This is a genomic window from Shewanella sp. AC34-MNA-CIBAN-0136, assembly GCF_040309945.1.
In the GTDB taxonomy this organism is placed as follows: Bacteria; Pseudomonadota; Gammaproteobacteria; order Enterobacterales; family Shewanellaceae; genus Shewanella.
The window spans coordinates 17,539-29,667 of sequence record NZ_JBEOPJ010000029.1 but is presented as its reverse complement, the minus strand read 5'-3'; the positions used below and the strand labels follow the sequence as shown (position 1 = coordinate 29,667).

Sequence of the window (12,129 nt, the reverse complement as noted above, 5' to 3'; positions counted from 1 at the left end):
CCTCGTCGACTCATACTCTGCGTTATTTGATATTTCCACAGCATTTGTCGATATTGAAGACTACTGTAATGGCAACCTTGGTCAGAATGAAACATCAGGTTTTGGGGCCGTCCACGACTTTCAAATGCCATTCTTAATGCTGCACAAGTCAAACGGTATTCGGGCTGTCAGAGCAAGCCCAACCCACCACTTTTCTCGCATACAAATCCATTACCACGGCTAAATAGAGCCATTTGGTTCCTGACCAAACATAGGTCACGTCACCACACCTGATTTATTGCTTCAACGTTAAACTGCCGCTTTAACAAATTAGGGGCTATTTTAGATTCATCATTTGCTATCTTGTAACGATGCTTTCTGGGTTGGTTACTGATTAGCCCTGCATCTCTCATTAAACTAACGGCCAACATTTTCACCCAGTTGATTAAGCTGGCCTGCTATCGTTCTTGCCCCTGCAGAGCCACGACTATCACGGTGGATTGCAATCGCTTGCTGGCGCAGCTTCTCACGTTCAGGCTTCACTAATCCACGATGTTTGAGATGATAATGGTAGCTGCTACGTGGTATTTCAAACAAATGACAAAGCTGTTTGACGATGTTCTGCTCTCTCGATAACAATTCAATTAATGCTATCGTTTGATGTTGTCTTGCATTAAGAGAGCGGTAGCCTTTTTTAAGATATCTTTCTCCCATTCAATTTTCTTAATTTGCGCTTCAAGCTCTTGAATTCGTTTTTGTTCGGGAGTGATGGCATTAGCTGATGGAGTAATACCTTCAAATTCTTGTCTTAGCTGGGTTACCCAACGTCTAATCGCTGTCGGGCCTACGCCGGTTGCATCACAAGCTTCTCGGATGGTGTAACCTTGTTTAATCACAAGGTTAGCGGTATCTATTCTAAATTCTGTTGAGTAAGTTGGTTGAGTCTTCATTACTTTTTACACCGTTTTATCTTAAGGGGATTTTACCTCAATCGGTGTACAGATTCATTAAGCCACAATAGATGAGAATACAGAGCAGGTTTATCCCCCTCTCTATAGGATTAATAGGTGCGATTATTATTACCTATTGCGCTTATTATTATGGAACTGACTAGGTTATTTTTGCTCGATTGTTCAATGATTCGATTCTAAATTTCAGATCAGATTATCCATTGAACGTAATTGTGTTCTTGTTGTCGACTTCCATATTTGGACTATCAGTTTCTACACTTAACCATGAGATCGTAGAAATTAACCAATGTCCGAGCCATTTTATAAATGCATAATCTACTCATTAATCGATTAGATTAGCTAACTTGTTTGAAAAAACTGCAATTGAGCGCTTTATTTAAAAAAGTACTTTACCTTTGGAGGGGCTTTTAGCATAATGCCCCTCGTCAACAGGGGTGTAGTTCCAATTGGTAGAACAGCGGTCTCCAAAACCGATGGTTGCGAGTTCGAGTCTTGCCACCCCTGCCAAATTTAGAAGGCCTAGCAAAAATGCTAGGCCTTTGTCTTTTGTACTATTCACAATGTCTCTCATTTACTTTCATACAGACAATCCATATTTGTTTTCTCTTCGATCAAACAAGCTACATAGTCGATTTCGTTTCTTAATGTGAAACACTCATTTTGACATCTTATGCTAGCTAACCTGAACTCGGGATAAGAATTGAACTAAACGCCCTCTTTACGATCAGATCTTTCGACCAAGAAGGATTTAATCATGCAGAGGGCGTATGAATAATTTAGTGGATATATTTTGTGATGTCGATGATTTTTGTGCTGTATTCATTCCGCAATGGAATACACAATGCCTGACTGACGGCACACGAAAACGTCAGCGCTCAAATCGAATGGACATGAGCGAAATAATGACCATTATCATACTCTTCCATACATCCCACCACCGTGACTTCAAGAACTTTTATACTGGTTATCTTGCTCGATTCTTTAAATCTGATTTTCCACATTTGCTCAGTTACAGTCGCTTTTTGGAACTAATGCCCACGACTGTCGTGCCATTGTGCAGCTATTTTTTGTACTATAAGAAGTCAGCCAACAGGGATTGAGTTTATTGATTCAACGAGTATCAAGGTCTGTCACAACTTACGAATTCCAAGGCATAAAAGTTTATCGGGCCTCGCTAGCCGAGGAAAAGGCTCGATGGGATGGTTCTACGGGTTTAAACTTCACCTAATTGTTAATCACAAAGGCGGCATTGTAGCCGCCAAAATAACGCCCGCGAATGTGCATGACACTCAGCCTGTTTCGGGGATGGTGGTTAACTCAATGGATAAACTTTATGCCGACAAAGGCTACATTAGCAAAGCACTGGCGAGCGACTTACTCGAACAAGGTGTTACGATCGTCAATAATGTCCGTAAAAACATGAAAGCTAAAGCATTATCCCTATGGGATAGAGCGATGCTTTCACGTCGATTTATCATTGAAACCATCAATGACTAGCTAAAAAATATTTCACAAATAGAGCATACAAGACATCGAAGCGTGCATGGTTTTATGTTGAATATGATAGCCGGATTGATTGCCTATCAACTGAAAGAAACTAAGCCACAACTCAATATTACGAATGCTGAGTTTGGCGCTATTGTTGTTATGGCTTAAACCGATCTCAGGTTAGCTAGTATTTTGTCGTCATAAGTCATATTTTATAATCGAAAATGTTTGGTTTACTATTTTTCGGCAATTCAAGCATTCATTAAATTCCCTATGACTGTGATTTTGTCGTTTTAAGCCTTGCGACAAATAAGGCTTAGTTTTTTGGTTAAATTAGCTTACAACCTTATTTAGTTAACTGTTATGCTTGTTGAAGTATCCTTGTTTTTGAGAGTTCGATGGATAAATCTGCTTTTTTAGATGCGATGAATATTACTCGCTGGCTCAGTGCTGATAAACCGTTAAAGCCTTACTTAGTGTTGCATGATCTCGATGCCGATTTATCTGATCAAACGTTTATCCATGATGTATTGCGTTTATTAAACGTTGATATTGAACAGTGCGAGTTTGATTGTGAAATGATCAAAGGACCACAGGTGATATGGGATATGCGTAAGACAAAAGTTCGTCCTCGTGTTGCTTGGGTTGTAAGTGCGCCGCTAACAGACCTTCATGCACTTGTGGATGAAAAACGTCATTTATGGCAGCAAATTTCTCAACATTTAGACAAAACCCAGCAATTAAGTAAAGGCCTGACCAATGAACAACACTGATGGTCACTTAATTGTCCCCCTTGGCGTTGAGCATGTTACTGCAATGGCGAGTATTGAAAATCAAGCTCATACTCATCCTTGGTCAGAAACTGGCTTAAAGGAGTGTTTTGGGCCTTTATATCGCGTATTTGGCATTAAGCAGCAAGATGATTTGTTTGCTTTTGCGATAGTGCAGCAGATTATTGATGAGGTGACTTTACTCGATATTTGTGTCGCACCAGATAAACAAGGTTTAGGTTTTGGTTCGTTACTGATGCAGCAACTGATTCATGATGCGAAGGATGCGGGTGCAGTTGTGCTGATGTTAGAAGTTCGTCAGTCAAATGAGGCGGCAAAATACTTATATGAGAAAGTCGGTTTTATTGAATCAGGCAGGCGTAAAAACTATTACCCTACCGATGATGGTTATGAAGATGCCATTTTAATGGACTTATTGTTGAGTTAATTTTTTAGTCTGATTCGACCGAATAAAAATAAAAAACAGCACTATATAGAGCGCTGTTTTTTATTCGGGCGAAGTAAGATTACTTAACTTCTTTACCTTGAGCTTGTAAGTCTGCGTGGTAGCTTGAACGAACAAGTGGGCCACAGGCTGCATGAGTGAAACCAAGTTCATCAGCTAAGGCTTTCAATTCATCAAATTCGGCAGGTGGAACATAGCGTTCAACAGGTAGGTGGAATTTAGATGGTTGTAAGTATTGACCAAGCGTGAGCATTTCCACGTTGTGGGCGCGTAAATCTCGTAATACTTCGGCTATTTCTTCGTTAGTTTCACCTAGACCCATCATTAAACCAGACTTAGTCGGGATCGTTGGGTGACGCTCTTTAAAGCGTTTAAGTAGATCTAATGACCACTGATAGTTAGCGCCTGGACGTGCTTTGCGGTAATGAGCTGGAGCCGTCTCAAGGTTGTGATTAAATACATCAGGAGGCTCGGTCGCTAAAATATCTAAAGCGGCATCGATACGACCTCGGAAATCAGGAACCAGAGTTTCAATCTTGATTTCAGGGTTTAATAAACGAATTTCGCGAATACAGTCAGCGAAATGCTGTGCACCACCATCACGTAAATCATCACGGTCAACAGAAGTAATCACCACATACTTTAACTTCATGTCTTTAATCGTTTGAGCCAGTTTTTTAGGCTCGTCAGAATCCGCTTTGAGTGGGCGACCATGGGCCACATCACAAAAAGGGCAACGACGGGTACAGATTGCACCTAAGATCATAAAGGTTGCTGTGCCGTGGTTAAAACATTCTGCTAAGTTTGGGCAAGAGGCTTCTTCGCAAACTGAGTGTAATCCGTTTTTACGTAATGCCGCTTTTATCTCGAGAATACGTTGATTTGACGCGGGTAATTTTACTCGTAACCAATCCGGTTTACGCAGCATAGTTTCGCGCTCTGATGGCACGACTTTTACAGGAATTCGTGCGACTTTATCGGCATCACGTAATTTGACACCTGGTTGTAATCTTTCAGGCCTATTCATTATTCTGCTAATCCTTGATGATGTACAAGTTGTTGGTAGCCCATAATTTGGCTAAAGGTTTGGATTAATTTATCGCCAGCTTCAAGCACAGTTTGTGGACCACCTAATGCTTTACATTGCACCATTTCTAAACCCGCATATCCGCAAGGATTGATACGCTGAAACGGGGCTAAGTCCATATCGACATTTAATGCTAAGCCGTGAAAAGAGCAACCTTTACGGATGCGTAATCCTAAAGAGGCAATTTTTCGTTCTGTTACATAAACACCAGGAGCGTCAGCTTTTGCGTAAGCATTAATAGCGTAACAAGCGAGCATGTCAATAATACTTTGCTCAATATTGTTCACTAACTGACGAACGCCTAGTTTATTACGTTTGATGTCGATAAGTGGATAAACCACTAATTGTCCTGGGCCGTGATAAGTAACTTGGCCACCACGATCGACTTGAATAACCGGAATATTACCAGGGTTGAGTATATGCTCGCTTTTACCTGCTTGGCCTTGGGTAAATACTGGTTGATGCTCAACAATCCAAAGTTCATCTTGGCTGTCGCTATCGCGAGTGTCAGTATATTCCTGCATTGCATGCCATGTCGATTCATAGTCTTGCATGCCAAGATGGCGGATGTGCAGTGTTTGTGCTTGCAAGGGCAACGTCTCCCCCAGATAAATTGTGTGTGTCCATCGAGTCAATGGATGAATTCTTGAGTATTATACTCAAGTTTATGAGTAAAGATGACTCTTTAGGCTCTTACAGTACGCGTTTTACACCTTCAATAGCGGCAAGATCAATATACGCTTTTTCAATATGTTCTTTGCTGGTAACAGTAATACGGATGGTCACTGAATAGTAACTGCCTTTACTTGATGCCTTAACGCTTGGAACATAATCACCGGGAGCAAGTTGTTGCGCTACAGCAACAACACGATCGGCTAAGGTATCGTCAGCATCACCAATCACTTTGAAAGGGCACGAATTAGGAAATTCCATCACTTGGTCAAACGTTGTATTTAACATTAACTTACTCGATTCTGTTTTTGGTGTTACTAATATGGTGGCAATTATACCCGATTCAAGCCCGGTAGATCTTAAAAAGTTAAAGCCGCTGATTAGGCGGCTTTAATTAGTTGATTCACTAATAGTTTCATTAGTGAATCATGTCAATCTGAATAATTACTCAAACCAACTGGCAAACATTTGTTTAAAGTAATCCATTAACTTACTGAACATACCGCCTTCTTGAACTTCATTCAATGTTACTAGCGGGAACTGAGCAATGTCTTTTCCATCAAGCTGGAAAAAGACGCGACCGACGGTTTCGCCTTTAGCAAGTGGTGCTGTTAGTGGCTTAGTTAATTCAAAGTTAGCTTGTAAATCTTTTGCTTTACCACGGCTAATAGTAATAGGGGTATCAGTCATCACACCGAGATCAACTGTTTCTCTATCGCCATACCAAATTTGTTGAGTTACGAAGGTATCGCCAGCTTTGTATGGTGTAATAGTTTCGAAAAAACGGAAACCATAGTTGAGTAGTTTCTTACTCTCAGCTTTACGTGCAGATTCACTCGATGTGCCCATCACAACGCTAATAAGACGCATGCCTTCGCTGGTGCCTGAAGATACTAGGTTGTAGCCTGCACCTGATGTATGGCCAGTTTTAATACCATCAACGTTTAAGCTTTTATCCCATAACAAGCCATTACGGTTATATTGCTTAATGCCGTTATAGGTAAAAGACTTCTCTGAATACACTTTATATTCTTCAGGTACATCACGGATCAGCGCTGCACCTAAAATGGCCATATCATAAGCTGTCGTTTTATGATTTTCTGAGTCTAAACCATGAGAGTTTTCAAAGTAGCTATCCTTCATGCCTAATTGCTTGGCCCATGAATTCATTAAATCAACGAATGCACCTTCTGTACCAGCAATGTGCTCAGCCATAGCAACACAAGCATCATTACCCGATTGGATAATAATACCGCGGTTTAAGTCGTGTACTTTGACGGTTTTACCCACTTCAATGAACATTTTAGATGAGTCAGGGAAATTCTTTGCCCACGCGTTCTTGGTAATGGCTACATCATCATCTAATGAAATATTACCGACACGGATTTCATGGCCAATAACATAACTGGTCATCATTTTTGTCAGACTTGCTGGGTTTAAACTTTCGTAGGCATTTTCTTCAGCAATGACTCTGCCAGAATTATAATCCATTAGCACGTAAGCTTTAGCGGCAACACTCGGCGCATCAGGTGTCACCATAGGTGCGCGATTGGGTGTAGGACGTATATCTGGTTGTGGCGTTGCTGCGATTGAAGAAAAACAGACAACTGATGCAAAGAGCATCGTTGTTAATTGAGCGGTTTTGGAAGTCATCATGAAGTTAGCACGTCTCTAGTTAGTCGAAGAAAAGACAAAGATCGATTGGTATAATTTTTCGATTATACATTAGTAGGCAGTCATTTCGCATTAAGGTTCATTCATCCAATGTAAATGAACCTTAATGTTACTCTTTATCACCAGTATTATGGCTTACGGTACGATAAAGCTTTGTGGATAACCATCTGTTTGCACACGATCGAGCAATTTATTGGTTAGATGAATTTGTCTGATCGGGCCCAACTGTAATCTGTGCATGCCATTTATAGATGTCACGCGAGAATTAACGGCGTATTTGGTTTCTAACTGTTTGGCTAACATATTAATACGCAGTTTATCTTGCGACGCTGCAACTTGAATAAAGTGATTATCATCATCTTTTAAATCGCTTATTACTCGCTCTTCTGGTGAGGGAATGTAAACGGTTTCAATGGCGACTTTTGCGGTTCCTCTGGCCAGCATGCCTAAGTGGTAAGCAGCGGCATAAGATAGATCAATCACTCGACCATGATGAAACGGTCCGCGGTCATTTACCCTAACAATAATTTGTTTATTGTTGTCTAAATTGGTCACTTTGACATAACTGGGTAAGGGCAGGTTTTTATGCGCGGCAGACATAGTGTACATATCATAAGTTTCGCCATTAGAGGTTAAATGACCATGAAACTTTGAACCATACCATGATGCATGACCTTGCTCTTTAAATCCCTTTCCGCTGTCGAGTACTTGATAGCTTTTGCCTAATACGGTGTAGTTACGATTACCTTGTCTGCTATAAGGTTCGTATTTAGGTTGGGCGTTTTTAACCAAGCTCACATCTGGTGCATCATCAGGATAACGATCGTTAGCCATTTGATAGCGGCTTTTTTTCCCTGAAGAGGTCTTTTTAGCATCATTTGACGAGCAGCTAATGAGAAAGATACTGCTCAACATGATTAATAAGATTAAACGGTAATTAATGACCATGTTGATTTACCGATTTATGATGAGCGTTAAGTTGTTGGCTAAACTGATAAACCGCCATGGCATATAATGGGCTGCGATTATAGCGAGTAATCACATAAAAGTTTTTAAGCCCGAGCCAGTATTCAGTGCTTTCAGCTTGATCTAGTTTAATTAACAATGCCGCTTGTGACGCATCCATATCTTGATTATCTGCCAAGCTTAATGATGGGCTAAGAATGTCTGATACCTTATAGTGAAGCTTTTCTTTGGTCCATACCTTCGCTTTAGGGGCCGTGCTTGAGGTGTGATTTAGCAATAACGCTACAGGTTGGCCTTTTTGCCAACCGTGTTGATGAAAATAGTTAGCTACACTGCCAATTGCATCAGCTTTGCTGGTTAATAAATCTCGTCGACCGTCACCATCAAAATCCACAGCGTAATGGCGGTAGCTAGATGGAATGAATTGACCGTAACCCATTGCTCCAGCATATGAGCCTTTTAAGGTGTCATTATCGAGTTTTTCTTCTTTAATCAATGACATTAAATTGGCATATTCACTGCGAAAGAACGTTGCCCGTGGTGGGTAATGAAAGCCCAGCGTGTACAGGGCATCTTGCACACGATAATTGCCTAAGTAACCACCATAGAATGTTTCAATGCCAATGATCGCCACTATAATTTGTGGATCGACGTTAAATTGCTTGGCTGCTTTATCGATGGTTTGCTGGTTTTCTTGCCAAAACTCTAGCCCTTTTTGCAACCGTTTTTCGGTCAAAAAAATAGGATAATATTGGTGCCAAGGTTTCGCTTCCCAAGGTTTTGATATCGCGTCAATAATGGTTTGGTCGAAGCTTGACGATGCTAAAAACTGCTCGACTTCTTGTTGCTTAAATCCTTGTTTTACTTGTTCGGCAATAAAGGTTTTCTGTAACGCTTGAGTATCAGTTTCGGTCACTGCATTTGCGTCAAAAACAGCACTCATAAGTAATGCTAAGCTGGCGATTTGAACGGTTATTTTTGTCATGGTTAACGTTAATCCTATCTATCGACAAATCGTCTGTGGGTGTGAATACTCATTAAAATACCAAAACCTGTCATTAAGGTCAGCATTGAGGTTCCACCATAACTGATTAGCGGTAAAGGTACACCAACCACAGGTAGAATGCCTGATACCATGCCGATGTTAACAAAAACATAGACAAAAAACGTTAGGGTGATACTTCCGGCCAATAAGCGTGCAAAACTGGTCTGTGCTCGTGAAGCGATAACCAGACCCCTGCCAATGACAAATAAATACATTGCCAGTAACACTAAACTGCCAATTAATCCGAACTCTTCTCCGATCACTGCAAAGATAAAGTCGGTATGTCGCTCAGGTAAAAACTCTAATTGTGATTGAGTCCCATCAAGCCAACCTTTACCCCAAAGTCCACCAGAACCAATGGCAATTTTCGACTGGATAATATGATAACCCGCGCCGAGAGGATCTTGTTCTGGATTAAACAAGGTTAATACTCGAGTACGCTGATAATCGTGCATCAAGAAAAACCACAATACGGGTAAAAAGATCAAAATCGCAGTAACAAAGCCGCCGACAATTAGCCAGCTCATGCCAGATAAAAACAACACAAATACTCCAGAAGCTGCGACCAAAATAGAGGTGCCTAAGTCAGGTTGTTTAGCAATGAGTAATGTTGGAATAAGTAGAATAATAACGCCACCGGCCAGATATCGCTTTTTGGGTGGCAGCGGGAACTTACTGATATACCACGCCATGGTGATGGGGAAGGCTAGTTTGATGAGTTCCGATGGTTGGAATTCCATAAATCCTAAGTTTAGCCAGCGCTGGGCACCTTTATTAATGGTGCCGAACAGTTCAACACCGATGAGTAACGCTACCCCAGCAAGATAAATAGGCAAAGCCCAACGCCTGAGTATTTCAGGATTGATTTGTGCAAAGCAAAACATGACGCCTAACGACAACGCCATACGCACCAGTTGACGCTCCATCATCGCAGGGTCTTCGCCACTGGCAGAATAAATCACAAAAAGGCCAAAGCTCATTAAGATAACGATGCCGATGAGTAATGGCACATCTAAGTGTATTTTTTGCCAAAACGATTTTTGATATGCATGATTATTCACGGTTTTACCGCCCATTCGTCTCGTAAAATATACTCATCGAGCAAGGCTCGAGCTAGCGGGCCAGCATTGGCGCCACCCCAGCCGGCGTTTTCTAATACCACAGCCAAAACAATACGAGGGTTTTCGTAAGGAGCGTAAGCAACAACTAATGCATTATCGCGTAAGTGTTCTGCGATAGTGTTGGCATTATATTTTTGATCTTTAGCTACGCTAAATACCTGTGCAGTACCCGTTTTCATTGCTGCAGTATAGGTAGCATCGGTAAAGCGAGATTTATCAGCCGTTTGGCGCATAGCTTCATTGATGATGTCCCAATTACGAGGGTCTTTAAGCTCTATTGGTACTTGCTCATCAATCGGCGAATCAATTTTAACGGTACTATTTTTAAATGATTTTAATAGATGAGGCGTAAAGCGCTTGCCTTTATTTGCCATGATAGTCACCGCATTAGCAAGCTGTAGAGGAGTAGTGGTCCAATATCCTTGGCCAATACCGACCGAAATTGTATCGCCGTTATACCAAGGTTGGTTATAACGCATTCTTTTCCAGTCTCGAGATGGCATTACGCCATCTGATTCTTCAAAAATATCAATGCCAGTACTTTTGCCAAAACCAAAGCGATCCATAAATATGGCCATTCTATCGATGCCAACTTTATAGACGAGGTCATAAAAGAAAATATCACAAGAGTCGACAATGGCATGATAGATATCTACCCAGCCATGGCCCCATTTTTTCCAGTCGCCCCATTTGCGATCGACGCCTGGCATTTGCCAATAGCCTGGATCCCAAATCCGCGTGCGTTCGCTAATGATTTTTTCTTCTAACCCAAGTAATGCCACATGCGGTTTGATGGTTGACGCTGGAGAGTATTGCCCTTGGGTTGAACGATTTATTAATGGCCGCGACTTATCGTTTAACAGCTCATTATAAGCTTTAGAACTAATGCCGTGAACAAAGGGGTTTGGGTCATATGATGGGCTTGAAATCATGGCTAAAACACCGCCATCTCTAGGATCTATAGCCACAACGGAGCCTTTGCGGCCATCTAAAAGCTCCATGGCCTTCTGCTGTAGTTTGAGATCTAACGTGAGATAGATATCTTGTCCTGGTGTTGGCGGAGTCACTTTAAGCGTGCGGATCACTCTGCCACGATTATTGACCTCTTCTTCGAGGTGACCAGGGGTACCATGAAGTAAACTTTCATAAAATTTTTCAATACCTTGCTTACCAATATCTTTGGTTGCAGCATAGTTTTTCCACTGACTGCTTTTTTCAAGTAAGGCTTTATCTCGGCTATTAATTTTGCCGACATAACCCAATACATGAGTCATTAGCGCATTAAAGGGATAATGACGCTTAAGACCAGCTTCAACATAAATACCAGGAAATTTATATTGATTAACACTAAAGATGGCGACTTGTTCGTCGGTTAATTTACTTTTAATGGTTAACGGCTTAAACCGGCGATGAAACTTTAAGGTTTCAGTGATGCTTTCGCGCTCATCTTCTGAGAGTTCAATGAAGGTATTAAGCTCGTCCAAAGTCGCGGTAATGTCATCGACTTTTTCTGGAATAAGTTCTAAAGAATAATAAGGTTGGTTTTCGGCCAATAGTACGCCATGACGGTCATAAATTAACCCTCTGCTAGGCGGAGTCGGAACCACACGGATACGGTTATCATTTGAACGAGTTTCATAGTCTTTGTAAGAGACAACTTGAAGATGATAAAGATTCGAAAATAAGATGCAGAGTAGAAAGAATACGCAAATAAAAGTGAATAATGCACGGCGTTTAAATAGCGCGGCCTCTGCGGCGTGATCATGCATGGTAATGCGCTTATTTGGCGACACTTATGCTATCCCCGTCTTTACCAAATGGAAGGTTGAATTATAGAAGGTCACAGTATCAGCTGATGAACATGAAAAAAAGAGTTGCATGATAATCATT

The 12,129-nt window shown here is 41.2% G+C and carries 13 protein-coding genes, 1 tRNA gene and 1 pseudogene; 4 read left to right on the top strand and 11 right to left on the bottom strand.

Annotated features, from left to right (window positions below; genetic code table 11):
- Positions 1-148 precede the first annotated feature (148 nt).
- The 3 genes from AAEY94_RS20890 to AAEY94_RS20000 form a co-directional block, all read right to left on the bottom strand.
- The gene (locus tag AAEY94_RS20890; RefSeq protein WP_502959416.1) at positions 149-217 is read right to left on the bottom strand and encodes a hypothetical protein; all 69 of its coding nucleotides are present in this window, start codon (positions 215-217) and stop codon (positions 149-151) included.
- Between the two features lie 179 nt (positions 218-396).
- The gene (locus AAEY94_RS20005; protein WP_350979798.1) at positions 397-522 is read right to left on the bottom strand and encodes a hypothetical protein; all 126 of its coding nucleotides are present in this window, start codon (positions 520-522) and stop codon (positions 397-399) included.
- A 107-nt stretch (positions 523-629) separates the two neighbouring features.
- Positions 630-929, bottom strand: a complete 300-nt coding sequence (locus AAEY94_RS20000; RefSeq protein ID WP_101087190.1) for a transposase — start codon at positions 927-929, stop codon at positions 630-632.
- Between the two features lie 451 nt (positions 930-1,380).
- Between AAEY94_RS20000 and AAEY94_RS19995 the strand changes: the two genes are divergently transcribed.
- From AAEY94_RS19995 to rimI, 4 genes and pseudogenes are all read left to right on the top strand, one after another.
- Positions 1,381-1,457 (top strand) — tRNA-Trp (locus AAEY94_RS19995).
- Positions 1,458-1,717: 260 nt separating this feature from the next.
- Positions 1,718-2,606: pseudogene (locus tag AAEY94_RS19990) on the top strand (IS982 family transposase).
- A gap of 230 nt (positions 2,607-2,836) precedes the next feature.
- Complete coding sequence (locus tag AAEY94_RS19985; RefSeq protein ID WP_101088692.1) at positions 2,837-3,211, top strand: hypothetical protein; 375 nt, start codon at positions 2,837-2,839, stop codon at positions 3,209-3,211.
- Positions 3,198-3,656, top strand: a complete 459-nt coding sequence (gene rimI, locus AAEY94_RS19980) for a ribosomal protein S18-alanine N-acetyltransferase (RefSeq protein WP_350979795.1) — start codon at positions 3,198-3,200, stop codon at positions 3,654-3,656. Before AAEY94_RS19985 ends, rimI begins: the two co-directional genes overlap by 14 nt.
- A gap of 79 nt (positions 3,657-3,735) precedes the next feature.
- On the opposite strand, the gene lipA is transcribed toward rimI, so the two are convergent.
- The 8 genes from lipA to mrdA all read right to left on the bottom strand — a co-directional run bounded on the left by lipA (position 3,736) and on the right by mrdA (position 12,032).
- The gene (gene lipA / locus AAEY94_RS19975) at positions 3,736-4,701 is read right to left on the bottom strand and encodes a lipoyl synthase (protein ID WP_101088694.1); all 966 of its coding nucleotides are present in this window, start codon (positions 4,699-4,701) and stop codon (positions 3,736-3,738) included.
- Positions 4,701-5,351, bottom strand: a complete 651-nt coding sequence (gene lipB, locus AAEY94_RS19970) for a lipoyl(octanoyl) transferase LipB (RefSeq protein ID WP_101088695.1) — start codon at positions 5,349-5,351, stop codon at positions 4,701-4,703. The genes lipA and lipB overlap by 1 nt, the downstream gene beginning before the upstream one ends.
- Positions 5,352-5,454: 103 nt before the next feature.
- Positions 5,455-5,721 (bottom strand): DUF493 family protein YbeD, encoded by a 267-nt coding sequence (gene ybeD / locus AAEY94_RS19965; RefSeq protein ID WP_011636177.1) that lies wholly within the window; start codon positions 5,719-5,721, stop codon positions 5,455-5,457.
- A gap of 156 nt (positions 5,722-5,877) precedes the next feature.
- The gene (locus AAEY94_RS19960; protein ID WP_392341435.1) at positions 5,878-7,086 is read right to left on the bottom strand and encodes a serine hydrolase; all 1,209 of its coding nucleotides are present in this window, start codon (positions 7,084-7,086) and stop codon (positions 5,878-5,880) included.
- 156 nt (positions 7,087-7,242) lie between these two features.
- The gene (locus AAEY94_RS19955) at positions 7,243-8,055 is read right to left on the bottom strand and encodes a septal ring lytic transglycosylase RlpA family protein (protein ID WP_350979791.1); all 813 of its coding nucleotides are present in this window, start codon (positions 8,053-8,055) and stop codon (positions 7,243-7,245) included.
- Positions 8,045-9,058: a lytic murein transglycosylase B gene (gene mltB, locus AAEY94_RS19950; protein ID WP_502959415.1), complete on the bottom strand. Its 1,014-nt coding sequence runs from the start codon at positions 9,056-9,058 to the stop codon at positions 8,045-8,047. The genes AAEY94_RS19955 and mltB overlap by 11 nt, the downstream gene beginning before the upstream one ends.
- Positions 9,059-9,072: 14 nt before the next feature.
- Complete coding sequence (rodA, locus tag AAEY94_RS19945) at positions 9,073-10,194, bottom strand: rod shape-determining protein RodA (protein ID WP_011636181.1); 1,122 nt, start codon at positions 10,192-10,194, stop codon at positions 9,073-9,075.
- Positions 10,176-12,032, bottom strand: a complete 1,857-nt coding sequence (gene mrdA, locus AAEY94_RS19940) for a penicillin-binding protein 2 (RefSeq protein WP_101088698.1) — start codon at positions 12,030-12,032, stop codon at positions 10,176-10,178. Before mrdA ends, rodA begins: the two co-directional genes overlap by 19 nt.
- Between the last annotated feature and the right edge of the window lie 97 nt (positions 12,033-12,129).